This is a genomic window from Stappia indica, assembly GCF_020177335.1.
Taxonomy (GTDB): Bacteria; Pseudomonadota; Alphaproteobacteria; order Rhizobiales; family Stappiaceae; genus Stappia; species Stappia indica_B.
Map to the genome: position 1 here is coordinate 252311 of NZ_JAIVMG010000005.1, position 24707 is coordinate 277017.

At 62.2% G+C, this 24707-nt stretch carries 23 protein-coding genes and 1 pseudogene; 15 read left to right on the forward strand and 9 right to left on the reverse strand.

Translation table 11 applies throughout. The annotated features are described in order from the left end of the window. Positions 1-8: 8 nt before the first annotated feature. From LC062_RS09515 to LC062_RS09580, 14 genes are all read left to right on the forward strand, one after another. Positions 9-860 (forward strand): PhnD/SsuA/transferrin family substrate-binding protein, encoded by an 852-nt coding sequence (locus LC062_RS09515; RefSeq protein WP_224910798.1) that lies wholly within the window; start codon positions 9-11, stop codon positions 858-860. A gap of 55 nt (positions 861-915) precedes the next feature. Beyond that, entirely contained in the window at positions 916-1701 is a 786-nt protein-coding gene (locus LC062_RS09520; protein ID WP_224910799.1) for a phosphonate ABC transporter ATP-binding protein, read from the forward strand. Further along, positions 1694-2494, forward strand: coding sequence for a phosphonate ABC transporter, permease protein PhnE (phnE, locus tag LC062_RS09525; protein ID WP_224910800.1), 801 nt, complete (start codon positions 1694-1696; stop codon positions 2492-2494). Before LC062_RS09520 ends, phnE begins: the two co-directional genes overlap by 8 nt. A gap of 475 nt (positions 2495-2969) precedes the next feature. After that, complete coding sequence (locus tag LC062_RS09530; protein WP_224910801.1) at positions 2970-3860, forward strand: hypothetical protein; 891 nt, start codon at positions 2970-2972, stop codon at positions 3858-3860. Between the two features lie 56 nt (positions 3861-3916). Further along, positions 3917-5512 carry a carbamoyltransferase C-terminal domain-containing protein gene (locus tag LC062_RS09535; RefSeq protein WP_224910802.1) on the forward strand — a complete coding sequence of 532 codons (1596 nt, stop codon included), beginning with the start codon at positions 3917-3919 and terminating at the stop codon, positions 5510-5512. Then, positions 5481-6698, forward strand: a complete 1218-nt coding sequence (locus tag LC062_RS09540) for a fatty acid desaturase (protein ID WP_224910803.1) — start codon at positions 5481-5483, stop codon at positions 6696-6698. The genes LC062_RS09535 and LC062_RS09540 overlap by 32 nt, the downstream gene beginning before the upstream one ends. After that, the gene (locus tag LC062_RS09545) at positions 6695-7087 is read left to right on the forward strand and encodes a nuclear transport factor 2 family protein (protein WP_224910804.1); all 393 of its coding nucleotides are present in this window, start codon (positions 6695-6697) and stop codon (positions 7085-7087) included. The genes LC062_RS09540 and LC062_RS09545 overlap by 4 nt, the downstream gene beginning before the upstream one ends. A 1-nt stretch (position 7088) precedes the next feature. Beyond that, on the forward strand, positions 7089-8327 hold the full coding sequence (locus tag LC062_RS09550) for an aminotransferase-like domain-containing protein (RefSeq protein WP_224910805.1): 1239 nt from the start codon (positions 7089-7091) through the stop codon (positions 8325-8327). Next, complete coding sequence (locus LC062_RS09555) at positions 8327-9328, forward strand: acyl-ACP desaturase (RefSeq protein WP_224910806.1); 1002 nt, start codon at positions 8327-8329, stop codon at positions 9326-9328. Before LC062_RS09550 ends, LC062_RS09555 begins: the two co-directional genes overlap by 1 nt. Positions 9329-9373: 45 nt before the next feature. Continuing rightward, positions 9374-10171, forward strand: a complete 798-nt coding sequence (locus tag LC062_RS09560; protein ID WP_224910807.1) for an FkbM family methyltransferase — start codon at positions 9374-9376, stop codon at positions 10169-10171. A 117-nt stretch (positions 10172-10288) separates the two neighbouring features. After that, positions 10289-10996, forward strand: a complete 708-nt coding sequence (locus tag LC062_RS09565) for a methyltransferase domain-containing protein (RefSeq protein WP_224910808.1) — start codon at positions 10289-10291, stop codon at positions 10994-10996. A 79-nt stretch (positions 10997-11075) separates the two neighbouring features. Beyond that, positions 11076-12287, forward strand: coding sequence for an MFS transporter (locus LC062_RS09570; protein ID WP_224910809.1), 1212 nt, complete (start codon positions 11076-11078; stop codon positions 12285-12287). Between the two features lie 32 nt (positions 12288-12319). Beyond that, a complete protein-coding gene (locus tag LC062_RS09575) occupies positions 12320-13561 on the forward strand; it encodes an ATP-grasp domain-containing protein (protein WP_224910810.1) in 1242 nt (413 codons plus the stop codon). Between the two features lie 216 nt (positions 13562-13777). Beyond that, positions 13778-14422 (forward strand): FMN-binding negative transcriptional regulator, encoded by a 645-nt coding sequence (locus tag LC062_RS09580; RefSeq protein WP_224910811.1) that lies wholly within the window; start codon positions 13778-13780, stop codon positions 14420-14422. Between the two features lie 145 nt (positions 14423-14567). On the opposite strand, the pseudogene LC062_RS09585 reads toward LC062_RS09580, so the two are convergent. From LC062_RS09585 to LC062_RS09625, 9 genes and pseudogenes are all read right to left on the reverse strand, one after another. Next, positions 14568-14710 (reverse strand): annotated as a pseudogene (locus LC062_RS09585) (DDE-type integrase/transposase/recombinase); the annotation flags it as partial. Between the two features lie 134 nt (positions 14711-14844). Continuing rightward, a complete protein-coding gene (locus LC062_RS09590; protein WP_224910812.1) occupies positions 14845-15348 on the reverse strand; it encodes a flavin reductase family protein in 504 nt (167 codons plus the stop codon). A 455-nt stretch (positions 15349-15803) separates the two neighbouring features. Next, positions 15804-16847, reverse strand: a complete 1044-nt coding sequence (locus LC062_RS09595) for a methionine synthase (protein ID WP_224910813.1) — start codon at positions 16845-16847, stop codon at positions 15804-15806. A 28-nt stretch (positions 16848-16875) separates the two neighbouring features. Next, positions 16876-17853: a DUF1852 domain-containing protein gene (locus tag LC062_RS09600; RefSeq protein ID WP_224910814.1), complete on the reverse strand. Its 978-nt coding sequence runs from the start codon at positions 17851-17853 to the stop codon at positions 16876-16878. A 291-nt stretch (positions 17854-18144) separates the two neighbouring features. Beyond that, positions 18145-19017 (reverse strand): LysR family transcriptional regulator, encoded by an 873-nt coding sequence (locus LC062_RS09605; protein ID WP_224910815.1) that lies wholly within the window; start codon positions 19015-19017, stop codon positions 18145-18147. Positions 19018-19138: 121 nt separating this feature from the next. Continuing rightward, positions 19139-20053 carry a methylisocitrate lyase gene (prpB, locus tag LC062_RS09610; RefSeq protein WP_224910816.1) on the reverse strand — a complete coding sequence of 305 codons (915 nt, stop codon included), beginning with the start codon at positions 20051-20053 and terminating at the stop codon, positions 19139-19141. Positions 20054-20057: 4 nt separating this feature from the next. After that, entirely contained in the window at positions 20058-21227 is a 1170-nt protein-coding gene (gene prpC / locus LC062_RS09615) for a bifunctional 2-methylcitrate synthase/citrate synthase (protein ID WP_224910817.1), read from the reverse strand. Further along, positions 21224-22741, reverse strand: coding sequence for an MmgE/PrpD family protein (locus tag LC062_RS09620; protein WP_224910818.1), 1518 nt, complete (start codon positions 22739-22741; stop codon positions 21224-21226). Before LC062_RS09620 ends, prpC begins: the two co-directional genes overlap by 4 nt. After that, positions 22738-23154 (reverse strand): acyl-CoA thioesterase, encoded by a 417-nt coding sequence (locus LC062_RS09625; protein WP_224910819.1) that lies wholly within the window; start codon positions 23152-23154, stop codon positions 22738-22740. Before LC062_RS09625 ends, LC062_RS09620 begins: the two co-directional genes overlap by 4 nt. A 13-nt stretch (positions 23155-23167) precedes the next feature. Between LC062_RS09625 and LC062_RS09630 the strand changes: the two genes are divergently transcribed. Continuing rightward, positions 23168-24694 carry a short-chain fatty acyl-CoA regulator family protein gene (locus LC062_RS09630; protein ID WP_318246100.1) on the forward strand — a complete coding sequence of 509 codons (1527 nt, stop codon included), beginning with the start codon at positions 23168-23170 and terminating at the stop codon, positions 24692-24694. Positions 24695-24707 lie beyond the last annotated feature (13 nt).

Below are 24707 nucleotides of genomic sequence, written 5' to 3' on the forward strand. Positions count from 1 at the left end.
GAGAAAAGATGATCCGCTCACTCGTCACCGCCGCCGCTCTGGTCCTCGCCGGGGCCGCTCAGGCAGAGCCAATCAAATTCGCCGTGACCGACATCGAAGGGCTGGAAGCACTCCAACAGGAGTTTGCGCCCTTCGAGAAAGCTCTTGAGGAGGCATCCGGCCAGGATATCGAACTTCTGCCGGTCAATTCCCGCACGGCCGCGGTCGAAGCGCTGAAGCAGGGACTGGTGGACCTGGTGCTGACCGGGCCGGCCGAATATGTCGTCATCAACGGGCTGACGGACGCCAAGATCGTTACCGCCTGGCAGCGTCCGAACTACTACGCTCAGATCGTCGCCATGTCGTCGGGACCGATCAAATCGGTCAACGATCTCAAGGGCAAGACCGTCACCTTCGGGTCCGTCGGCTCGACCTCGCAGCACCTCGGCCCGGCGCAGGTTCTCGCCGATTTCGGCCTGGCCTATGGCTCCGACTACAAGCCCCAGATCATCTCGCGCAATGTGGCGGCGGAAGCGCTCATTCGCGGCGATGTCCAGGCCATCGGCATGAACGAAGGGCATCTGGCGTCGATCCGCAAGGCGTTCCCCGACCAGTCCTTCACCGTCATCGCGCGCGGGCGTGACCTGCCCAACGACATTCTGGTGGCGCGCAAGGATGCCGACCCCGAAGCCATCGCCGCGATCAAGAAGGCCTTTGTCGAACAATCCGACAAGCTGATGGCTGCGATCCTCAAGGGCGACGATAACCAGAAATACAAGGGCGGCTTCTTCCTCAACGAGGTGAGCGACAGCGATTACGACTACGTCCGCTCCATGTATGCAACCATTGGCGTCGACAGCAATGCTTTCGTCGGCGAGTGAGGCCCTTCTCGACCGGCCCGCGCGGGAGCCCCAGCGGCTTCCCGCGCGTGCGGACGTGACAGATGGGCGGCCGACCCCGGCCGCCCGAAGCGGCACGCCTGTCATCGACGCCCGGGGCTTGATGAAGTCCTATGACCAGCGTCGTCCGATCCTCAAGGGTGTCGATCTCGCCATTTCCGCCGGCGAGCGCGTGGCCCTCATCGGATCGAACGGCTCTGGGAAATCCACACTCCTGCGATGCCTGATCGGCCTGCATGGCATCTCGGGCGGTTCGCTGGCGACCATGAACCAGAACCTGTCCGCCAGAAACCACCGGGCCGTGCAAGACAGCATTCGCCTGAAGACCGGCTTCGTGTTTCAGAAACACTGCCTGGTGCGACGCAGAACCGTCCTGTCAAACGTCGTACATGGTTTCTTCGGCACACCGGGAAGCTGGCGCGCCCATTCGCACCATCTTGCGCCGACGGCCTGGCGGATGCGTGCGATGGAGGCACTCGACGACGTGCGCCTTGCCGACCGCGCCCTCGCTCGCGCCGACACCCTGTCGGGCGGGCAACAACAGCGTGTCGCCATTGCACGAGCGCTGGTGCGCCAGCCGCGTCTTCTGATCGCCGACGAGCCGGCGGCCAGTCTCGATCCGCTCTCCGGCCAAAACGTGATGGAACTGTTCGCGCGGCTGTGCGCCGACCATGGCATCACGCTGCTGTTCACCTCGCACGACATGGACCACGCCCTCACCTATGCCAACCGTGTGGTGGCGCTCAAGAACGGGCGGATCCTGTTCGACAAGGCGAGCGACAAGGTCTCGCAAGAAGATCTGAAAGACACATTCGATGACTGATATCCGGCACGCGGCTCCCAGTCGCCTTTCCGGCCTCACACCCACGCATTTCGTTGCCATCGTGACGCTGGGCGCCTTGATCCTGGCCTCCATGGGGCAGGTTGCCCCCTCCCCGCAGCAGCTCGCCACCGGCCTCCCGGGCATGGTCGATCTTGTCGGCAGGATGCTGCCGCCGAACACCGAGCCGGCCTTTCTCTGGCGTGTCGGCGTGCGCATTCTGGAGACCTTCCAGATCGCCCTGGTCGGTGCGGCCATCGGCATCGTCCTCAGCCTGCCGGTCGCCTGGCTCGCAGCGCGCGGCGTCTCGCCGCTGGGGCGCGGACACTATGTCTTCAAGGCGTTTGTCTCGTTCTTGCGAACCGTGCCCGATCTGGTCTGGGCCCTTCTGTTCGTCGCCACCGTCGGCCTTGGCGCCGTCGCCGGAACCATGACCATCATGGTCGACACCATCGGCTTTTGCGGCCGCTTCTTCGCCGAAGCGATGGAAGATGCCGAAAAGGATCCGCAGGACGCGCTGACGGCCATCGGCGCCCGCCGCAGTTCCATTCTCGCCGGCGCGATCCTGCCGGACATCGCGCCGTCGCTGACCAATTCATCGCTGTTTGCGCTGGAAAAAGCCGTGCGTTCCTCGGTCGTCCTTGGCCTCGTGGGCGCCGGCGGCATCGGTCAGGAGTTGAAGGTTGCGTTCGACCTCTTTCAGTACCGCAACGCCTCGACGATCATTCTCGTGATCTTCGTGATCGTGCTGGCCATGGAACTGATCACCGACAAGCTCCGCGCCCGCATCCAGTAGCGAAACGCTCGCAGGGCCAGCCGCACAGGCCATCCGCCCGAAACAGCAAATCGCACCAGTCACGTTCCCGGTTTCGGCAAGCGGTGCGAAGAACGACCGGACGATGGGGCGACTCTGTCTCCGCCCACCCCCGTCTCCGCCCGTCCCATGACCTTCAATTGACGTTAAGTTGCAGTCCGGGATCCCGAAAGCAGGAGCCCGGGCTGCGCCCTGCCCATTCGTATGCGCCGCCCTTCCCTTGCGGATCTCCCTAATTCATTTCGGGTCATCCACTCAACAATCCTCTGATCCGTCATCACTTCTCTTTCATGGTCATTCGTTGTTACGACACTAACCTCCAGCGAGAATTCATTACGCAATTTTTACAATCTAAAGGCACATAGAATCTTCTTGACAACCGCAGGGATAGTCAATGATCCTGACAAGGACAGTCTTGCTTACATAATTGCAGATCGCATCTTGGGGGGGAAATGTGATGCCGGAAGCTGTCGCGGACGTTCGCGTGGAGAAGGAAGGGCTGAATTTCCGGGGCCTGTCCGGTGAAAGAAAGCCGGCAGAAGAATTCCGCTTCTGCGAGGGCCAGGCCGGGGACATGTCTCTGGTGGCCGACGTGCTGGAGGGGCGCCAGCTGGGTGTCATCTACCGGAATTATCTTCACCAGGAAGCCTGCGACGCGATCAAGGACAACTTCTGGCGGAACACCTTCCGCTATTCGCGGGGAGCCGACGCTCCTGCCGAGTATCTCGGCACCTATCACTACCGAAAGCCCTTGCACCGTTACGCCGGGGAATCGGCGGAGGCCAACAGGCACCTGCCGGGGCTCTTCGAAGGCCTGACGAACCCGGTGGAAGCATTCCGAAATGATCTGAACCGGGAGCTTGGCCGGCGCGGGCGCCGCCTGAGACAGGCGGTCTGCAAGGGGCAGGAGACTTGCCGCTTCGTGATGCGGTCCTGGAGCGGCGAAAAGGAGTTCGCGCTCGAAGCCCACGACGATGAGTCCCAGTGCCTCGATCCCTTGCAGGACGGTTTCGAGATCCAGACGGCGGCGCGCAGGAACGCTCTCGGCGCGGTCAACCTTTGCCTTGAAAACGGATCGGGCGGCCTGCTGCGCATGTGGAACATCCGGCCGGATCTGGCTTCAAAGGTCGCGCTGGGGCTTGAGGTGACCGGATCGCCGTATCCGCCGGAGTGCCTTGATGGGATCGAGTGCTTCGACGTGCCCATAAGGGCGGGTGACCTTTACGTTTTCGACGGCCGCTTCGTCCATGCCGTCACCATCCTGGAGGGGCACCAGCAAACCGGACGGGCGACGATCTCGTTCCTGCTCGCGAACCTCGACGATCGTGAAACCATAAGCTGGACCTGAAACGCGTAGGCGCGAGCAACAATGGCTATCCGGAGCGTGGGGGGAGCATGCGCATATTGTCGTTCAAACCAGGTCATGACGGCCACATCTGTCTGGTCGAGAATGGCCGGCTGGTCTTCAGCATGGAGGCCGAGAAGGATTCCTGGCCCCGCTACGAGGTCGTCACGCCAGCCCTGGTGCAAAGGGCGATGGAATTGTGTCCGGATATGCCGGACGTGATCGCCATGTCCGGCTGGGCAAAGGGATTTCACTCAGTTTCCGCTCCGACGGACGGCAGGTATTTCGGCTGGGACGACGACTGCGTCATTTCGCAAACCCGCCGCATCTTCGGCCAGGAGATCAAATATTTCGCGTCGTCGCACGAACGCTCTCACATCTTCTGTTCGTTTGCGCTATCGCCTTTCCCGCAAGGGGAGCCGTTCTACGCGCTGGTGTGGGAGGGCAACATCGGCTCGTTCTACCGGGTGGACGGCGGCATGACCGTCGAGCACATCGGCCAGCCGTTGGTCGATCCCGGCAACAAGTATGCCTATCTCTATGCCCTTGCCGATCCGTCCTTCCCGGTTGGTCTCGGCCACTTCCGCTTCGAGGATGCGGGCAAGCTGATGGCCCTTGCCTCCTACGGCAGTCCGGGCACTCCCGATGCGGAGCAACGGCGCGTCATCGACCGGATCCTGGAACAGGACTCCATCCTTCTGACGCTCGACAAGGCGACCTTCAAGAACAGTCCCTACTTCAATATCGGCATTCAATCCGACGCTTTCAAACAGCTCGCGAGATTTCACTCCGACGCGATTTTCGAGAGGTTCCATTCATTCGCCAAGGCGAACCTGACGGAAGGTCTTCCGCTCGTCATCTCCGGTGGTTGCGGTCTCAATTGCGACTGGAACTCGGCCTGGAAGGCAAGCGGGCTGTTTGCCGATGTCTTCGTCCCGCCCTGCACCAACGATTCAGGCTCGGCGATCGGCACCGCGGCCGAAGCCCAGCATCACTACACCGGCTCGGCGAAACTGGCGTGGAGCGTCTATGCGGGCGAGCCGTTCATCAATGACGTCGATGACGGCGAGATCGACGTCGCAGAGAAGCGTGCGCTGGACCTTCACGAGATCGCCGAGGATCTGGCGCGCGGCCACGTCATCGCCTGGGTGCAGGGCAACTACGAGATCGGCCCACGGGCGCTCGGCAACCGCTCCCTCCTCGCATCGCCGCTGACAAAGGAGATGCATGCCCGCCTGAACGCGGTCAAGGCGCGGGAGGGGTTTCGGCCGATTGCACCGATCTGCCTCGAAGAGGAAGTGGACAGGCTGTTCGAAAACGACGGCGCCAGCCCTCACATGCTCTACTTCCAGAAGGTGAAGACCGACGCCATCCCGGCCGTGACGCACGTTGACGGCTCCGCCAGGCTCCAGTCGGTAAACCGCGACGACAACCCTGAAGTTCACGCCCTGCTTTCCGCCTTCAAGCAAAGGACGGGCTACGGGGTGCTGTGCAACACCTCGCTCAACTTCAAGGGGACAGGATTCATCAATCGCCTGAGCGACCTTCACCGCTATGCCGTGGAGCATGGACTCGACGGCTATGTCGTCGGAAAGACCTACTACAAGCTGAATGAGGCCCGAAATGAACGCCAACAGCTTATCGAAGTCGCATGACACCGAGCGCGGGCCCGATCCCAGAGAGAGCTTTCGCCGGTTCCCGTCGTGGGTCCAGCCAGCGATCACCTTCATCAGCGGAAAGCCGCTTTCCGGAAGCCGGCCGTTGGTCATCTTCTCGCCGGTCGGCGCGCTGGCCTATGACTACGCCAAATACTTCATCGGCATCCTAGGCGCTGCTGCCGCCTTCAATCTGGGCGGCGCCTGGCTCCTGACCGTGCCGCTGTTCTGGCTGGCGACCGTAAACGGCGCACGTGCCCTTGCCAGCGATGCCCACTACGCCGGGCACGCGGCGCTTACCTTCAAACAGCGCTGGGATCACATCCTGGGTAATCTCATCAGCCTGTCGATCATCTCGGCGAACATGGAGGATTATGCCCACCGGCATAACCACGATCATCACGGAAAAACGGGCATCTGCACGACGGAGGACCCGGATATCGCGATGATCGGGCTGATGGGGTTCGAGCTTGGGCGCAAGGAAAGCTATTACCTGCCGCGGCTCATGCTCACTCTGATTTCTCCGCGATATCACCTTCTCTCGTTCTTCTTCCGGATGAAGACCACCTTCGTGACGGCGCCCGTCTGGCGAATGGTCGTCGCCGTTCTGGGGGCGGCCACGATCGCTGCGGTGACCTACGCGACCAACGGGTTCGAGACGCTGCTGGTCGCCTGGTTGCTGCCGGTGCTTCCAGGCTTTGCCTTGAGTTCCGCCCTCCAGTTCCCGAGCGAACACAACTGGCTCGCGCCGCGCGGCAAGGAAGAGCCCTATCGCGACTACGTCATGAGGGCCTCCTGGGGACGGTTCTTCCTGATCGAAGCGCCCCAGCCGGGCCTTGGCGTCGTGGGCGGGGGCCTTGCCTGGACCGCATGGGCCATACGCATGATCCCGCACCTTCTCGCCCGAAGCAGTGTCTGCGTCGTCACCCTTCCCGCCCACGACTTTCATCATCGTTTCGCACGGCGGGAAGACTGGCCCATGGCTCTCTACCTGCGGCAGGCGGAACAGGACCAGGGCATCCACTACGTCGACTACTACGGGCTCGGCGCTCCCATGCGAAAGGTCTTCCGGAACTGGTCCACCCTTGCTCCGGAAACGCTTGGCAAGCCGTCGACCTGCCTCGCGCTGGCCGAATCCGTTCTCGCCCGTTTCCGCAGACGAAGCCTGGAGGTGCAAAGCCAATGACTGCCATCGATATCCACGCAGGCCAGCCGGCATCCGCCGAGGCCGCCACATCCGTTCCGTTCGGCATGTTTCAGGCCATCGATGGCGAAGACTGGCCGACGCTTGCGGCAATGTTCCACCCGACGGCGATCTACGAAAGGCCCGGCTACGCGCCCCTCCTTGGCCGGGACGAGATCATGGAGTTCTACCGCAATGTGCGGAACGTCCGGGTCGGCCGGCACCAGGTGGTCGACATCGTGCAGGACGCCGACACAGTGGTCTGCCAGGGCAGGTTTTCCTGCCACACGAAGGATGGCGCACGCCTCAACGCCGAGTTCTGCGACATCTATGCGCTGAAGGACGGACAGATCCGCCGGCGGAAAACCTATTTCTACAAAGAAACGGTCTGAGATGAACTTCGTGAACCGCACGCCCCCTCAGTCGGTCAGGGTCTCGCAGATCGCCAGCGAACTGGCTCCCAATGCGATCCGCAACGTGCTGTCGGTTCTGGACAGGCCCGACATCATCTCCTTTGCCGGCGGGATTCCCGACCCGACCCTGTTCCCGCGCGAGCGTATCCGGCACGCCTTCGCAAACGCGCTCGAAGACAGCGGGAGCGACGTGCTGCAATATGGAGCCTCGCAGGGACATCCGGACCTGCGGCAGGCCCTGGCCGAGCACATGGCGGCCAGGGGCGTTCCGTGCGGCCCTGAGAACATTCTCGTCACGACGGGGTCACAGCAGGCAATCGAGCTTTGCACCCGCGTCTTTGCCGACCGCGAACTTTCGGTTCTGGTCGATTCCCCGTCATACCTGGGGGCGTTGCAGGTCTTCCGGGGGCTGGGCGTCCCCATGGTGGAGTTCTCCGACCAGCCCCCCGGGGCATCCAGCCCCGGCATGGCCTACGTGGTCCCGGACTTCGCCAACCCGACCGGATACACACTGAGCGAAGACCAGCGTCTGGCACTTCTTGGAAGGGCCGACAAGGAGGGCTTCGTGGTCATCGAGGACGCAGCCTATACGGAGCTGCGCTACCGCTCCCAGCGAACGAAGTCGATCCTTCAGCTCGATTGCGAGCGGACCGGTGCAATCGAAGGCACGCGCACCCTTTATTGCGGCACCCTGTCAAAGACACTCGCGCCGGGCATCAGGATCGGCTGGGTTTGTGCGTCGACCGACCTCCTGACGCTTCTGGTCCGGCAGAAGGAAAACGCCGACCTTTTGACGAACCCCATCAGCCAGGCCGCCGCGGCGCGCCTTCTTGGCGACGGTTTCGACACTCATGTGGACCGGTTGCGCGACGTCTACTCGCAAAGACTGGACGCCCTCCTTGAGGCGATCGCGGAGCTGTTCCCTGCCGAAGTCGAGTGCCGTCGCCCCGACGGGGGAATGTTCGTGTGGCTCACGCTTCCCGAACACATGGACACGGAAGCGATCTTCGCGAAATCGATCCAGGCGAGCAAGGTCGCCTACGTGCCCGGACGCGAGTTCTTCTCCCGGCAGAACCAGCGGCATCATCTCAGGCTGAACTTCACCCTGAACCCTGAACCGAAGGCGCGCGATGGACTGAAACGGCTCGCAGACCTGCTGCACGACGAGTTCGGCCTGTCCCGTGCTGTTCCCCGTTCCGGACCGGGGGGAAAAGCCTGATGTGCGGTCTTACCGGGTTCTTTACAGGATGCCAGTTCGCGCGCGATTGCGACAAGGCGCACACCGCCTGCCCCCACCGGATGGGTCCTCGCCTCTTCGCCAACTGGCACGAGAAGGCCAGCGTCCGGCGATCCCCCCGCAGAGTGATCGACCCGGAGGACGTCCACCTCGACCTCTTCCCCAGAGACCTCGTGCCGGTCGCCAGTCACGAGATCGTCACGTCGCGGTATCCGGAGAAGATCCCGCACCTTCTGGCACTCTGGCTCTATCGCTACCTGACGTTCACGGTGAATCTCGAGACGCTCGTGGTCAACACGACAACCAGCAGGCTGGTGTCCAACAAGGCTCCCGTTGCGCTTTCCGGGGACGAGATCCTGTTTGCCTACAAGGTCTATTGCGACGAGGCCTATCACGCCCTGTTCTGTGCCGACATGCTGCAACAGGTGTACAGTCAGAGCGACTTCCGTCCGGCACCGCAAGGGCGCCCCAGCTTCCTGCTTGAATACGAAAAGATCGATGGAGACCCGGTCGAGACGGCAATCAGGCAGTTCATTTTCACGGCCGTCTCGGAGATGCTGATCACCGTCAGCCTGAACAACGTGCGCGAGGGGCTGAAGGAAAACACGCCCCTCGCGATCCGGCAGATCATGACCGACCATGCCCAGGATGAAAGCCGGCATCACGCCTTCTATCGGGACATATTGAAGACCTTTCTCGGACAGCTTGCGAAGGACGAGGCGGTTCGCCTTGCGGCAAGCATGCCGAACTACCTGATGGCGTTCGTGGCTCCCGATATCCCGAACATTGTCGCCGAGTTGGAGTTCGTCGGCCTGAGCCCGGATGAGGCTCGCCAGGTCTGTGCCGAAACCTATCGCGACCAGACTGTCACCGATTACGCGAGAGCCTGCTCTACGGGCCTGGCCGGCCTGCTGGAGGAAACCGGACTGCTCGAACGCGAGGATGTCGCCGAGCGTTTTGCGACTGCCGGCATAACAGGCTGAGCGCGTCGCACCGGCAAACGATGCAAGGCCAACGAGGGGGAAACCATGGGAACGGCGAAAGAACAACCTGCACTGGTCGACCAATACAGCGAAAGGGGCGCGGTCTTCGACTTCCTGGATCCGGATGGAAGTGTTCCCGCGGAAACGCTCCCGGGACACGCCTACGAACCGACGACGACGACGATCCTCGACGCGCTCATGAAGAAGGTGGCCGCGCCGGTGCTGCTCGATATCGGCGCACATTACGGCTACTTCACCTGCCTGATGTCGCAACTCTACCCGCACGCCGACATCCACGCCTTCGAACCGGGCGCCGTGCAGTTCGACGTGTTGCAACAGAACCTCGCGCTCAACCGACTGCCCGCAAGGCTGCACAAGGTCGCGCTGTCGGACAGCAACGGAACCGTCTCGTTTACCGACCGGACCATGAGGGCGAAGGACGGATTTCCCACCGAGACGGTCGAGGCCGCGCGCTGGGACGACTATGCGGCGCGGGAAGACATCGACGCGAACATCGCCAAGATCGACGTGCACGGCGCCGAGGGGAAGGTCCTGGCTGGCATGGCGGAAACGCTCGGCAGACAGATCCGTCACGTTCTGGTCGAGGTGCACGCCGACGACCTTCTGGTCGACTACTCGCATGACCAGATCCTCGCGATGCTCAGGGACGCGGGCATGACGATCTACGAATGCCTCGACTTCCGGACCTGCGAGCAGCCGCACTTCCACCCGATGAGCGACGACGACCGGAAATCCTTTGCCGATCCGGAACAATGGACGGCGAAGCAGATCAAGTACGAAAGGCTCATCTACGCCACGACCGACAGTCAGATCTGGGAGTGAGGAACGATGGCGAATGCTGCAGCGGCCACAGGGCAGAAGAACGATTCCGCCGCGACCAGAGAAACCCCATCCGTCAGCGGCAAGGAGGATCCCGCGAAGGGGCACGCGGACAACCTCATGACCCTGGGTGACGGCCTCGGGGCGGGAAACGGAAGCTGGACCTTTGCCGGCAACGTCCACAAGGTGTTCGATCAACACGTGTCGAAGTCCGTTCCGCTTTACACGGAAAGCCACGAAGTGGGCGTCCAGATGTCGGATTTCTTCATTCACGAAGGGTCGGTCGTCTACGACATCGGCTGTTCCACAGGGACACTCCTGCGGAAACTGGCGACGTACCACAAGGGCAAGAACGTCCGGTTTGTCGGCATCGATCCGGTGCCCGACATGATCGCGGACGCGCGGGAGAGGTCTCGGGATTTCGACAACATCGAGTATGTCGTCGCTGACGTGGTCGACTTCGACTTCCTGAAAGCCGACCTGATCCTCTCCTACTACACGCTTCAGTTTGTTTTGCCGAAGCATCGCCAGGAGGTCTTCGACAAGATCTTCTCCTCCCTCAACTGGGGGGGTGGCTTGATCCTTTTCGAGAAGATGAGGTTTCCCGACGCCCGCTTTCAGGACATCACTATGCAGCTCTATCAGGAGTTCAAGCTGATGAACGGTTATTCGGCGACCGACATCATCGGCAAGAGCCGGAGCCTGAAGGGGGTTCTGGAGCCGTTTTCCGAGGCGGCGAACCGCGACCTCATGTCGAGAGCCGGCTTCACCGACATGACAAGCATCATGCGGTACCTGTCGTTCGTCGGCTACCTGGCGATCAAGTAGCTGCAACCGGGCCAAAAGCTGCAACCGGTCATACCGCTGCCGCGCGACTTTCGCACAGACAGCATCAGGAAGAGAACAGATGTCCACCGACCATGCTGCTACGGCGCCGGGAACCTACAGGCTCGCAACCGACAGCATCTACCTGCGTTCCTGGGCATGCGTGTTGCTGTCCATGTCCGGGACCTTTCTTCTGCTCCTTTCCATCTCCGCGCTGGTTTACGAGCAGACCGGTTCGGCCTTCCTGTCCTCGGCGGTTTTCGGCACGCAGTGGCTCCTTGCCATCGCCAGCCCGCCCGCGGTCGGCTGGCTCACCTCCCGGTTCAAGATCATCGACATCCTTGTCTGGAACGACGTCGCGGCGGCGGGTCTGGTGGTCCTGGTGGCACTCGCCCTGCAGTGGTCGGTGTGGCTGTGCCTCGGACTTCTGGCGGTTCACGGGTTTCTGGAGGCGACGAACAAATCCCTGCGGATACTTCCCTTGAAGGCACATGTGCCGCCGACGTCGATCAAGCAGGCAATCTCGTATTTTGCCACCTCCCAGTATCTGGCCTCCTCCTTCGGCGCCATACTCGGACTGCTGATGATCAACCGGATCTCTATTCTGGAGATTGCCTATCTGGATGCCCTGACCTTCCTGGCATCCGCACTCCTTTACCGAAGCCTGAAGAGTGTCCGGATCGATGTCCCGAAGGGAGCGCAACGCCGGCGGGAAGTGGTGGCGCTGGCGAAGACTGATCCTGTCCTCTTGCGGGCGGCCTGCTACCTGGTGCTGTCCACCGCCGTCTTCCAAGGCTATCACAACGTCGCGCGCACGGAATTTGCCTTCCAGTACCTAAACCTTGATCACGACGGAACGATGTACATTCAGATCGTCAGCAGTATCGGGATCATGGTCGGAGCGGTTGCCGCCGGTCGCCTGCAAGGGTTCATGAACGCGTACAGGTCCGCCCTGCCGCTGGTTGCCGCGGTAGGGATGCTCTGCATCGGCACATTCCTTCCTCTGGGGCCAGTTGGACGGTTGGCGATGTACGGGCTGTTCATCATGACCTTCGAGGTCGCGTTCGTCGTTTTCCAGGCTGACATGGTTGCACGAACCCCCATCGAACTCCTGCCCACGGTCAATGCCTACAGCCTCGCCGGCATGACCAGCGGCATGATGCTGGTGGTCTATCTCGGAGCCTGGGCGACCGACATGACTTCGCTGCTGGCGGTGGCATCGGCACTCGCTATAGTGGCAGTATTCGTCAGCCTCGCAGTCAACCTGCGAACCAATCCGGAGCGCCCGGCCTGATGGCACACGTACTTTTCGGAAGTATCAATCAGATGGGCCTCGGCGCGCTGCGCTCCGCGGTCGCACGCGGCCACTCGGTCTCGATGATCACCACGCCCGATCTGGCGAGCTTTTTCCGCGACGACCCGGAAAACCCAATACTCGACAAGGTCAACGTCGAGACCATCGACGACTACACCGATACCGATGCATTGACCGAGGCGGTGCAACGCATCCACCAGCGGTATCCCATTGATGCCGGCATCCCGATCTTCTCTGCCTCCGCCTGGCCGCTCACCGAGGCATGTGCACGCCTGGGGATACGCTCCACTTCGGCAAAAGCCACCCATCTTGCAGGAGCAAAGTTCGCTTGCCGGCAGCGCCTTGCCGAACGCGGCATCTGCGATCTGCCATGCATGCTGGCGGAAAGCGCTGCGGACGCCCTGGATTTCGCCTCGAGGTACGGGTTTCCGATAGTCCTGAAACCAAACCGGGGTCTGGGCAGCATCGCCGCTAAGGTTGTCTCCACTCCTGAGGAGATCGAGGAATACTACCGGGACTACAACAACCTTCTGTCCTCCTTGACGGGAGGTCTCAGGCAGGAGTTTTCCGCAGATGGCCGCATCATTGCCGAGGCCTTTCTGGACGGCACGCTCTGCTCTGCGGAAGTGGCGGTGGCAAGCGACGGCTTCAAGCTTCTCGCACTCTCGCGCCGGAAGAGGTCCGGAACCACGGATATCAACGAACTCGGTTCGACGATGCCCGGCGTCACGGATCCCGACAGCGTCGCCCACATCCACGACTATGTGGCATCCGTGATCGATGCGCTCGGTTTCGATCGCGGCATCTTCCATGTCGAACTCATTCTCGATGCCGATGAAAAGCCCAGTCTGCTTGAGGTGAACCCCCGGCTGATGGGCGGGACGCTGCCTCTGCTCTACAAGAGCCTCACCGGCGCCGACGTCTACGATATTCTCATCGACACATTTCTCGACAAGCCGATGGGCCCTCCGCCGGCGATGACGGCATCGGTCGCCTCGCGGGTGCTGGGCGCGCGCGAACGCGCCACGGCAAGAGCCGATCTCGACGACAACTGGCAGGCGGCCTTCGCAGCCGATACGGTCTTTTGCGACATCCCCCTGCAAAAGGGTCAGACGGTGGAGAGGCTCGACCACAATCTCTGCTCGTTCGGGATGTTCGCCGTATCGGCGGCGACACCGGAGGAAGCCGATGCGAAGGCAGATCGACTTCTCAAGCAGATGGAAAAGGTTATCGGCATCCCGCTCTGTCACTGACAGGGCGCGGCATGCCGGCGCCGCCGCGCTGCCATTGCCCGGCCCGCGACCTTGCTGTCGCGGTCTTCTGCCGGCAATGCCTTTTCGGCGCCCGGCGTACCGCGCATCCAATCGGCTTTGCCGCAGAACGCCGGTTCGCCATTTCCTCATGATGCGCCATGACAACCCGGCCAGGATCTTGACAGCGACCCCACGCGGCTTGTGAAAGGAACAGAGATGTACGTCCCCCCCCATTTCGATGAGCCCAACCAGGACGTCCTTCACGAACTGATCGAAAACAACCCGCTCGGCGCCTTGATCACCCACGGAAAGAGCGGACTGGACGCCAATCACATTCCCTTCGAACTCAACCGGACCCAGGGGAAGCATGGCACTCTTCATTGCCACGTCGCGCGTGCAAACCCGGTCTGGCAGGACGTGAAGACCGGCGACGAAGTGCTCATCGTGTTCCGGGCCGGCGATGCTTACATCTCGCCAAACTGGTATCCGAGCAAGCACGTGTTTCACACGCAGGTTCCGACATGGAACTACCGTGTTGCACATGCCTACGGCCGCATCACGGTCCATGATGACACGGCCTATGTCCGCCGCAATGTCGCCCGGTTGAGCCACATGCACGAGGCCGCCCAGCCCGCCCCATGGAAGATGGGCGACGCTCCAAGGGACTTCATCGAGACCATGGTCAAGGCGATCGTCGGGCTGGAGGTCGAGATTACTCGCCTGGTCGGCAAGGCCAAGCTCAGCCAGAACAAGGAGCCGAAAGACATCCGCAATGCCGGCGAAATGCTGAATGCCCAGGGCGACCGGCACCTCGGCAACGCAATGCTTTCAGCCGCCGCCCGAAAGTCCGGCGGGGACTGAGACGCGCGCCGCATCCCGTCGACGCCACGGCTCGGCCCTCCTGTTCTCATCCCATGCCCCGGGAACTGCCGGCGCCATGCGCTTCGGCGATCAAGCGCGGGATAGGACCGCCGGCCTGGCTCAGCGCCGTGATCCAGACCGATCCGGTGAACTGCGATCCCTGATCTGTGTCCATTGTCTCGGGCTGCCCGTGGCTGGCGATGGCCCGTTCTGCGCCTCGTTGCAGAAGTCGGCATGCATCGTGTTGCCGAACCGCCAACTCAAAACCTTGCGGGAGGCCCAGTCCAGTCTGTCAGGACCGGCGTTGCGGATCTCAGCGAGCCTATCGCTCCGCCCCGTGCGCCAAAATGGCGAAGTCGTATTTGGGCTGGCGCGTCCCAACGATCCACAAGGAGGGGCCGCAAGGCCAGGTTTCGCAACGTCTAACCGACGGGATCGGCGGAAAAGCTGCCGAACTGCCCTGCATGGAACAGCAGTGGCGCAGCTTCCTGGTCATGATCCAGATGCCGGACATGGCCCAGGAAAAGGACATGATCCCCTGCCTCGACCTGTTGTACGACATCGGCCACTATCAGAGCTGCGGCGCCGCGCAATACCGGCAGCCCGTGGCGTTCAAGGAAGACATCCGGCAATGTCGCGTCCGGTCGCCCCGCGAAATGCAGCGCATACGGGTGCAAGCGCTGGGACAGGATGTTCACCGCATAACGACCCGATTTCCGGAGTTTTCCCAGCATTTTCGACCGGCGATCGAGACAGATGGAGACCATCGGCGGGTCAAGCGAGACAGACATGAAGGCGCTGACCGTCATACCGTGATCGCCCTCGGACGTGCGGGTGGTGATGACCGTGACACCGGTGGCGAAACGGCCGCAGCAATCGCGCAAGGCACGTGGGTCGATGGCCCCCTGAGCGGTGACGTCAGACATGGAGATGTTCTCCTGACAAAAGGTGAAGCAGGCGCATATCCTCAAAGACCTGCGCTGCAATGAGGCGCGCGATCATCGCGGCACAGACGTGCGCTCGCCCTTAAACTGGCCGTTCGCGCCTTTTGCGGATCCTATTGCCGCTTGGACGCGCAGAAATCGTGCCACCGGAGAAAGTGCGTTGGCCTTCCCCGTCCGCACCCCAACAGGTCCCGCACGCAATACGCCGAGCCAAGCCGCTTCAGTTTATAGCGAACAGGAGCTTTGGAACGCTCCAGGCAACGCCCTCATAAATAAGGCCGACATGGCATGGGAATTGGCAAAGCCCCCCGAGGATGGGTGTGCGTCGCGGGCTTGTTGCCCGGTCAGCCGCGCTGACCACGCAGGGGTAAAGCCATATCGATCTCATTTAGGTATCTGGACGTTGGGACGTGGGCGCAAGCCGTTTTGGTCGCGACTTACTCCGCCGCCAAGGAGACCGAAAGCTCCTGCCGGACGATCTCAGCGCCTGCGCCGAGCGCCCTGAGCTTGCCGCGAGCGACATCGCGGGAAAGCGGCGCCATTCCGCAATTGGTGCAGGGATAGAGCTTGTCCGCATCCACGAATTGCAGCGCCTTGCGCAAGGTCTCGGCCACCTTTTCCGGGGTTTCGACCGTATTGCTCGCCACGTCGATGGCGCCGACCATCACCTTCTTGCCGCGCAAGAGCTCGATCAGGTCCATAGGGACGTGCGAATTCTGGCATTCCAGCGAAACCAGGTCGATATTGGAGGCCTGGAGCTTGGGGAAGGTCCGCTCATACTGGCGCCATTCCGAGCCGAGGGTCTTCTTCCAGTCAGTATTGGCCTTGATGCCGTAGCCGTAGCAGATATGGACGGCCGTCTCGCATTTCAGCCCTTCAATCGCACGTTCCAAGGTGGCAATGCCCCAGTCATTCACCTCATCGAAGAACACGTTGAAGGCGGGTTCGTCGAACTGGATGATATCGACCCCGGCGGCCTCGAGCTCGCGGGCTTCCTGATTGAGGATCGTTGCGAATTCCCATGCCAGTTTCTCGCGGCTGCGGTAGTGGGCATCGTAGAGCGTGTCGATCATCGTCATCGGTCCCGGCAGCGCCCATTTGATCGGACTGTCGGTCTGCGCGCGCAGGAATTTCGCATCCTCGACGAAGACCGGCTTGTCGCGGGATACGGCCCCCACAACGGTGGGAACGCTCGCGTCATAGCGGTCGCGGATCTTCACGGTCTCGCGCTTCTCGAAATCGACGCCGGTCAGATGCTCGATGAAGGTGGTGACGAAATGCTGACGGGTCTGTTCTCCGTCAGAGACGATATCAATCCCCGCGCGCTGTTGCTCAGAGAGGGTCACGCGCAAGGCGTCCTGCTTGCCCTCCACAAGCGCCGCGCCTTGTAGCTTCCAGGGCGACCAGAGCTTTTCGGGCTCGGCGAGCCAGCAGGGCTTGGGGAGACTGCCGGCGGTCGAGGTGGGGAGCAGCTTAGTCATCGGATAACCTTGTCTTTCTTGAGGTGGGTCAGGCGGCGAACCGGGCGGACCATGCGTCCAGAACAGCCCGATGCGGCTTGATGAAGTGGTCTTCGGCAAATCTGCCCTGCTGGGCGGCCAGTTGGCTTCGCTCTTCGCGGTCGTAGACGATGCGGGTCAGCGAGTGATCCTGATGCTCCAGGCTCGGCTGATAGCAATCGCCGGCGGCGGAATTGGCGTTGTAGATCTCGGGCCGGTAGATCTTCTGGAATGTCTCCATCGTGGCGATGGTCCCGATCAGTTCCAGATTCGAGTAGTCATTGAGAAGATCCCCGAAGAAGTAGAAGGCCAGCGGCGCCGCGCTCTCCGGGGGCATGAAGTAGCGGACCTGAAGCCCCATCTTCTGGAAGTACTGCTCGGTCAGGGAACTTTCGTTCGGCTGGTATTCAAAGCCCAGAACGGGGTGGTGATTAGCTGTCCGTCGATAGATCTTGTTGTGGGAGACGCTCAGGCAGATCACCGGAAGTTTACGGAACTGCGCCCTGTAGGTTTCTGAGGACACGAAGCCCTTGAACAGCTTGCCGTGCAGATCGCCGAAGTCGTCCGGAATGCCGAAGCCGGCACGATCCTTGTTGTACTCCGGCAGCCGGACGCTGAAGTCGTAGTCTCGCACATAGGAGGAGAAGTTGTTCCCGACGAGCCCTTCGATAAGCGCGTCGGCCTTGCGGTCGTGGATCGTCGTCTTCAGGACCTCGATGGCCGGAAAGGCGCTCCCGCCGCCATCGATATCCAGATCGACCGAGATGATATCCAGCTCAACGCCGTAGCGGTCACCCACGGGATTGTCCCACACCGCTAGGCTGTTGAAGCGGTTGTCGATCATCTGCAGCGCATTGCGCAGGTTCTGCTGCCGGCTCTCCCCTCTTGCGAGATTCGCAAAATTGGTGGTGAGCCGGGTGCTGTCGGCTGGCGCGTAATCTTCGTCGAAACGAATGCTCTTGATCGTGAAGGTGAAGTCTCTGATCATCGTTGTCTGGTCTCCTGGCTGCCGAGACAAAGCCCGAGGCCATTTCTTTCCTGTTCAGTGAGCGCCCGAGTGCGTTTTCAGATGGGCACAGCCTGTGGCCAGCCTGTGCCGACGCGTTGGGCCACATCTGTTGTATGCCCGAGCCAGAACATGAAGAAAAATGATGATAATTCAGAGAACCATGACTCGCTGTCATGTGAAGCGCAGTCCACGCCTGAAACGGCTATGTCTGCGAGCATACAAATGTGCCCAGGGCGAAGGGAAAGCCTGCCCCGACCGAGCGGCGCCAATTCAGATTTGGACACTCTTGGCCAGATGGATGAATCCGTCCAGATAACTGGCCGTTTTGCCTGTGCGATGGCCCAAATGAATGGACTTCGCGAGACCCTCGCCGAGCGAAACGCCTGTCACCCCTTTTGCCTCGCGCAGAAGCCAGTTAGGGGTCGCACTGACGGCACGCCCCGAAGCCACCAGCCGCAACATCAGATCGGTCGTTTCCACCGTGCGATGGCGTCGCGGCAGGGCATGGGCCGGAACGAGAAAGCGGGTATAGATATCCAGCCTCTCGCGCGAGACGGGGTAGGTAATCAGGGTCTCGCTAGTCAGGTCTTGGGGCTGGACCCGCTGTTTCTGCGCCAGAGGATGTGTCTCGGCCACCGCCAGAACCAGTTCATAATCGAAAACGGGTGTGTATTCGAGGCCCGGACGCTCAACGGGGTCGGGGGTGACGAGAACGTCGATCTCATGGCCCAGGAGCGCAGCCAGCCCGCCGAATTGGAAGGCCGTGGTCACATCCAAATCCACATCGGGCCATTCCGCCAGAAACGGGTCCACCACCCGCATCAGCCAGTCCTGGCAGGGGTGACATTCCATCCCCACGCGGATCGCGCCGCGCCGTCCGCGCGCAAAGTCTTCAAGCACCGTCGCGCCGTGTTCCAGCTGCGGGAGCACCCGCAGCGCCAACCCCAGAAGATAGTCTCCCGTCTGTGTGAGGCGAAGTTTGTGCCCCTCGCGCTCCCAGAGCTTGACGTCATGACGCTCCTCGAATCGCCGGATCGCGTGGCTGACCGCCGATTGGGTCAGATTCAAACGGTCGGCGGCAAGGGTCAGGCTGCCTGTCCGGTCGATCTCGCGCAGGATGGTCAGAGGCTGAATGTCGATCATTGGAGATGACTCCTTGTCACACATCCTACCTGTAATTTGGATTCTCTGTCATCACCACTCCCAGCTGGGTTGCTCTCAGTGAGAGGCAAACAGACAAAGGATGGCCATGCGAGGGAGCGAGCTATACCTTCCACTCAGGCGCGACAGAGGCGGCGATGCTCTGATCCAGCGCCTCGAAGGCGTTGAGCCCGATCGTGTCATACAACTCCTTGCGGGTTTGCATTTCAGGGATCATCACCGTGGTGGCCCCGTCGCGGGCGAGGGCCGCATAAAGCCGTTCCTGCGCCTTGTTGGCGACGCGCAGGGACGAGACCGGCCAGATCACCATGTCATAGCCAAGATCCTGGAACTCCTGTGCGGTCAATGCAGGCGTCCGGCCGAACTCGGTCATATTGGCCAGAAGCTTCACACCGGGCAGTGCCGCGCGGACCTCCTTGAACATCTCGACCGAAGTCAAGGCCTCGGGAAAGATCGCATTGGCCCCGGCCTCGACATAGAGTTTCGCGCGGGCGATCGCGCCCTCGATCCCCTCCGAGGCTGCCGCATCGGTGCGGGCGATGACCACGAGATCGCGCGCCGCTTTCGCCGCCGCCGCCACCTTGGCCGCCATATCCGCCGCCGGGGCGAGCTTCTTGTCGTTCAGGTGCCCGCATTTCTTCGGCAGAAGCTGGTCTTCCAGATGCACCGCCCCGGCACCGGCCTCCTCGAAGGCGCGCACCATATGCATGACGTTCAGCGCCTCGCCATAGCCGGTGTCGCCATCAACCAGAAGCGGCAGACCGGACGCCCGCGCGATCTGTCGAATGAAGAAACACGCCTCGTCGATGGTGATGATCCCCAGATCGGGCAACCCCATCGACGCGGTCATCGCCGCGCCCGAAAGGTAGAGCGCATCGAAGCCGGCGGCTTTCGCCTGCAAGGCCGCCTGGCCGTTATGGGCGCCGGGAAGCCGTAGGATTCCCGGTTGGTTCAACACCTTGCGGAACCGTCGCCCGGCGCTTTCCATCGGCAGGTCATCGGCAATCAGATAGGTCATGATATCACTCCGCAGCGGCAGACAGGGACAGGCCGCGCTTGTCGAGCGGCACGAAGACACGGTTGTCCGGCCCGGTGTAATTGGCCGAGGGCCGGATAATCTTGTTGTCCTCGCGCTGCTCGATCACATGGGCGCCCCATCCGGCGGTGCGCGAGATCACGAAGATCGGCGTGAACATCGCCGTCGGCACCCCGAGCAGGTGGTAGGAGACCGCTGAATACCAGTCGAGGTTCGGAAACATCTTCTTGGCATCCATCATCACCGCTTCGATCCGTTCGGCGATGGCGAACATCTTCGTCGAGCGCGCTTGATCCGACAACGCTCGGGCGACGCGCTTGATCACCACATTTCGGGGGTCCGAGACGGTATAGACCGGGTGTCCGAAGCCGATCACGACTTCCTTCCGCTCCATCCTTGTCCGGATGTCCGCTTCGGCCTCATCGGGCGTGGTGTAGCGCTTCTGGATCTCGAAGGCGACCTCATTCGCCCCGCCGTGCTTCGGTCCGCGCAACGCGCCAATGGCCCCCGTCACCGCCGAATAGACATCCGATCCCGTTCCCGCGATGGAGCGTGCGGTGAAGGTTGAGGCGTTGAACTCATGCTCGGCATACAGGTTCAGCGTGGTCTGCATCGCCCGTACTTGATCCTCGGACGGCGCCCGCCCGTGCAGCAGGTGCAGAAAATGCCCGGCGATGGACTCGTCCTCGGTTTCCACCTCGATGCGGCGACCGTTCTGGGCGTAGTGATACCAGTAGAGCAGCATCGAGCCCTGCGCGGCGATCAACCGGTCGATGATGTCGCGCGCGCCGGGCGTGTTGTGATCCGCCGCCTCGGGCAGCGCGCAGCCCACCGCCGAGACGCCCGAGCGCAGCACATCCATCGGATGGGCGGCGGCCGGAATCGCTTCCAGCGTCTCACGTACCGCCTTGGGCAGGCCGCGCAGGCCCCGGAGTTTGGCGCGATAGGCCGTCAGCTCGGCCGCAGTGGGCAGGTGCCCGTGGATCAGCAGATGCGCCACTTCCTCGTAGTCGCAGGCCTCGGCCAGATCGAGGATGTCATAGCCGCGATAATGCAGGTCATTACCGCTCTGGCCCACGGAACAAAGTGCGGTATTGCCCGCCGTGACCCCCGAAAGCGCCACGGATTTCTTCGGTTTTCTGACGTCACCGCTCATTTCGTCCCCCAGTCAAAGATGCCATGCGGACGCGGCGCACCGAGCATGTCGGCGTCGACCGCGAAGTTGAGTTTCCCCAGATCGCCTGCCTTGAGATCGGTCAGCCCCTCGCCCACATCGAGGAAGCGCTGCTGCTCGGATGCGCTCAGCACACCTTCCGAAAGGGTCAGGAACTTTCTGACGTAATTTGCGCGCACGAAGGGGCGCGCCCCATCAGGATGGGCATCAGCAAGCGCCAGTTCGTCGATGATCGTCGCCCCATCCTCGAGCGTGACCGTGACCCGCCCGCCGAAGGCCTTTTCCTTCGGATTACGGGCGTGATAGCGGCGCGTCCATTCGGGATCCTCGGCGGTCGAGATCTTGTGCCAGAGCGCCACGGTCGAGGATCGCTTGGCGCGCTCGGGCGCATAGCTCTTCTCGTGATGCCAGCCGCCATCCTCCAGCGCGACCGCAAAGATATACATGATCGAATGGTCCAGCGTCTCGCGGCTGGCGCCCGGGTCCATTTTCTGCGGGTCGTTCGCGCCGGTGCCGATCACGTAATGGGTGTGGTGCGAGGTTTCGATCAGGATAGATTTCACCTTCGACAGATCGCCGATCTTGGACCCCATCCGGCGCGCAAGGTCGATCAGCGCCTGACTCTGGTACTCGGCGGAATGTTCCTTGGTATAGGTGTCGAGGATCGCGCGCTTGGCCTCGCCCTTTTCGGGCAGTGGCACCTGATAGACAGCTTCGGGCCCCGACAGCAGCCAGGCGATAAAGCCGTCCTCGCCTTCCCAGGCGGGGCTGGGGGCACCTTCACCGCGCATCACCCGGTCAACCGCCTCGATTGCCATCTTGCCGGCGAAGGCAGGGGCATAGGCCTTCCACGAGGAAATCTCGCCCTTGCGGGATTGACGAGTGGTGGTCGTCACATGCAGCGCCTGTTGCACCGCCTGATAGATCATCTCGGTGGGCAGGTTCAGCGCCGTGCCAATACCAGCAGCGGCAGAAGGGCCGAGATGGGCGATATGGTCGATCTTGTGCTCGTGCAGGCAGATGCCCTTCACCAGATCCACCTGAATTTCATAGCCGGTGGCCAGACCCCGGATCAGGTCAGCACCGGACCGGCCGCAATGCTGCGCCACGGCGAGGATTGGCGGGATGTTATCGCCAGGATGCGAATAGTCCCCCGCCAGGAAGGTGTCGTGGAAATCCAGCTCCCGCACCGCCGTGCCGTTGGCCCAGGCCGCCCATTCCGGACTGACCCGGGTCTCTGCCGGCATGCCGAAGACGGTCGCGCCCGGGGCATAGGGGTGGCACAGCGCCTGCGCCCGGGCCGAGGCGACGGGGCGGCGCGCCAGCGAGGCGGCTGCGACCGCCGCATTGTCGATCACCCGGTTGATGATCATCTCGGTGACATCGGCCTCGACCGCAACCGGATCGGCCGCCACTTCGGCGATCTTCCAGGCCAGTTGGTCTTCACGGGCCAGATGTTCGGCGGATTTATACGTCCGCACCTCATGCGTCTTCATGCAGTCTCTTCCTCTTTCTGAACCGTGCTTGCGATGGCGCGGGGGCGCCCGGCCGCGTCAACGGCCACCATCTCGAACCGACCTGACAGAACGTCGCGACGGGTGCTGCCATCGAGATCCCATGCCTCGGCCGTGACCTCGACGCTCATGGAACTGCACCCGACGCGGATGACCGCAGCGCGCAACTCCAGCAGCTCCCCCACCCGTACCGGCGTGGTGAAATCCACCCGGTCGGAGCGGGCCATCACCACCGCACAGCCAGCCCGCCGCGTCGCGGCTACAAAGGCGGCCTTGGCCATCAACGACAGGGCGTTGCCACCGAACAGCGTGCCGTAGTGATTTGCCTGTTCGGGAAAGATCATCTCGACCAGCACGGCATCGGGCATGGCCGGATCATCTGGAGTCTGGGGCATCTGAAGCTCCGCCTTGATCCTTCGCAAGATTAACAAGACCAGCTTCCCACAGCTTGATATCTCCATTAAACTACTGAAAAAGCGTTATTTTGCGAAGATTTGCAGCAACATCTGCGAATGTTGCGAAGGGGGCAATTTGAAGAAAGCGTTCATGGGGGTGCGACTGCGGCGCCTGCGCGAGGAACGGGGATTGACACAAGCAGCGCTGGCGCGGGCGCTGGAGCTGTCACCCAGCTATCTGAATCAGATGGAGAAGAACCAACGTCCGCTGACCGTGCCCGTTCTGTTACGGCTCAACGCCGTCTTCGGCCTGGATGTGCAATTGTTCTCGCAAGGAGAAGAGGCGCGGCTGATCCCGGATCTGCGGGCCGCGTTGGCAGATCAGGGCGCCGGCGCCTCGCTAGCGGAGGTGCGCGAGATCGCAGCCAACATGCCCGCCGTCGCACGAACCATCATTGCCATGCAGGCGCGACTGCGCGAGACCGCCGAGCGCATCGATGCTATGAGCGATCACCTGAGCGGAGAGCCAGGCACTTCACGCGCCCCTTTCGAGGCGGTGCGCGATTATTTCTACGACCACCGAAACTATATTCCCCTGCTCGACGAGGCCGCGGAAGCGATTGGCCGGGGCCTGCGACCGGGACGCATGGCCGAGGGATTGACCGACCGGCTGGCTGGGCGCCATGGCATCCGCGTCGCCCTCGAAGAACGAGCCCAAACCTTGCGGCGCTTCGATCGCGCGGCTGGTATCCTGCACCTGTCCACCCGCCTCGCTCCGGGACAACAGGCGTTTCAGATGGCGACGCAACTGGCCTTGCTGGAACAGGGGGCGGAAATCGAACGCCTGGTGGAGGGGGCCTGCATGGACAGCGCCGAGGCCCGCGATCTGCTGCGGATCGGTCTCGCCAACTATTTCGCGGGCGCGTTGATCCTCCCCTATGGCGCCTTCCTGGAAGCGGCAGAGACGGAAAGCTATGACATCGAATTGCTTGCCCGACGGTTCGGCGTCGGGTTCGAGACCACCTGCCACCGGCTATCGACCTTGCAACGCCCGACCGCGCGCGGCGTGCCGTTCTTTTTCATCCGGGTGGATCGGGCAGGAAATATCTCGAAGCGGCAATCAGCCACGGATTTCCATTTTTCACGGATCGGAGGGTCCTGCCCGCTCTGGAATGTCTATGAAGCCTTCTCCCGCCCCGGCGAGGTGCTGACGCAGGTCGCGCAGATGCCCGACGGACGCAGCTACCTGTGGGTCGCCCGCACCGTGAGCCACGGTGCGGGCGGATATGGTGCCCCGGTCAAGCGGTTTGCGGTGGCGCTGGGCTGCGACCTTGCCCATGCCGACCGCCTCGTCTACGCACGTGGCCTCGATCTGCGTACTCCCGACCTTGCCACACCGATCGGCGCGGGCTGCAAGGTCTGCGACCGGCCGGCCTGCCCGCAGCGCGCCTTCCCCATGGGAGGGCGCGAACTGGCGCCGGACCCCAACCGCTCGCTTTTCGCCCCCTATTCCTCGGGAAAACCCCAGAAGACAACCTGAGCGGATGCAGCCG

Excerpts from the sequence above, each read along its gene's own strand:
- LC062_RS09515 (WP_224910798.1), top strand. The coding sequence starts at position 9 with ATGATCCGCTCACTCGTCACCGCCGCCGCTCTGGTCCTCGCCGGGGCC.
- phnE (WP_224910800.1), top strand. The coding sequence starts at position 1,694 with ATGACTGATATCCGGCACGCGGCTCCCAGTCGCCTTTCCGGCCTCACA.
- LC062_RS09530 (WP_224910801.1), top strand. The coding sequence starts at position 2,970 with ATGCCGGAAGCTGTCGCGGACGTTCGCGTGGAGAAGGAAGGGCTGAAT.
- LC062_RS09540 (WP_224910803.1), top strand. The coding sequence starts at position 5,481 with ATGAACGCCAACAGCTTATCGAAGTCGCATGACACCGAGCGCGGGCCC.
- LC062_RS09545 (WP_224910804.1), top strand. The coding sequence starts at position 6,695 with ATGACTGCCATCGATATCCACGCAGGCCAGCCGGCATCCGCCGAGGCC.
- LC062_RS09550 (WP_224910805.1), top strand. The coding sequence starts at position 7,089 with ATGAACTTCGTGAACCGCACGCCCCCTCAGTCGGTCAGGGTCTCGCAG.
- LC062_RS09555 (WP_224910806.1), top strand. The coding sequence starts at position 8,327 with ATGTGCGGTCTTACCGGGTTCTTTACAGGATGCCAGTTCGCGCGCGAT.
- LC062_RS09560 (WP_224910807.1), top strand. The coding sequence starts at position 9,374 with ATGGGAACGGCGAAAGAACAACCTGCACTGGTCGACCAATACAGCGAA.
- LC062_RS09565 (WP_224910808.1), top strand. The coding sequence starts at position 10,289 with ATGACCCTGGGTGACGGCCTCGGGGCGGGAAACGGAAGCTGGACCTTT.
- LC062_RS09570 (WP_224910809.1), top strand. The coding sequence starts at position 11,076 with ATGTCCACCGACCATGCTGCTACGGCGCCGGGAACCTACAGGCTCGCA.
- LC062_RS09575 (WP_224910810.1), top strand. The coding sequence starts at position 12,320 with ATGGGCCTCGGCGCGCTGCGCTCCGCGGTCGCACGCGGCCACTCGGTC.
- LC062_RS09580 (WP_224910811.1), top strand. The coding sequence starts at position 13,778 with ATGTACGTCCCCCCCCATTTCGATGAGCCCAACCAGGACGTCCTTCAC.
- LC062_RS09590 (WP_224910812.1), bottom strand. The coding sequence starts at position 15,348 with ATGTCTGACGTCACCGCTCAGGGGGCCATCGACCCACGTGCCTTGCGC.
- LC062_RS09595 (WP_224910813.1), bottom strand. The coding sequence starts at position 16,847 with ATGACTAAGCTGCTCCCCACCTCGACCGCCGGCAGTCTCCCCAAGCCC.
- LC062_RS09600 (WP_224910814.1), bottom strand. The coding sequence starts at position 17,853 with ATGATCAGAGACTTCACCTTCACGATCAAGAGCATTCGTTTCGACGAA.
- LC062_RS09605 (WP_224910815.1), bottom strand. The coding sequence starts at position 19,017 with ATGATCGACATTCAGCCTCTGACCATCCTGCGCGAGATCGACCGGACA.
- prpB (WP_224910816.1), bottom strand. The coding sequence starts at position 20,053 with ATGACCTATCTGATTGCCGATGACCTGCCGATGGAAAGCGCCGGGCGA.
- prpC (WP_224910817.1), bottom strand. The coding sequence starts at position 21,227 with ATGAGCGGTGACGTCAGAAAACCGAAGAAATCCGTGGCGCTTTCGGGG.
- LC062_RS09620 (WP_224910818.1), bottom strand. The coding sequence starts at position 22,741 with ATGAAGACGCATGAGGTGCGGACGTATAAATCCGCCGAACATCTGGCC.
- LC062_RS09625 (WP_224910819.1), bottom strand. The coding sequence starts at position 23,154 with ATGCCCCAGACTCCAGATGATCCGGCCATGCCCGATGCCGTGCTGGTC.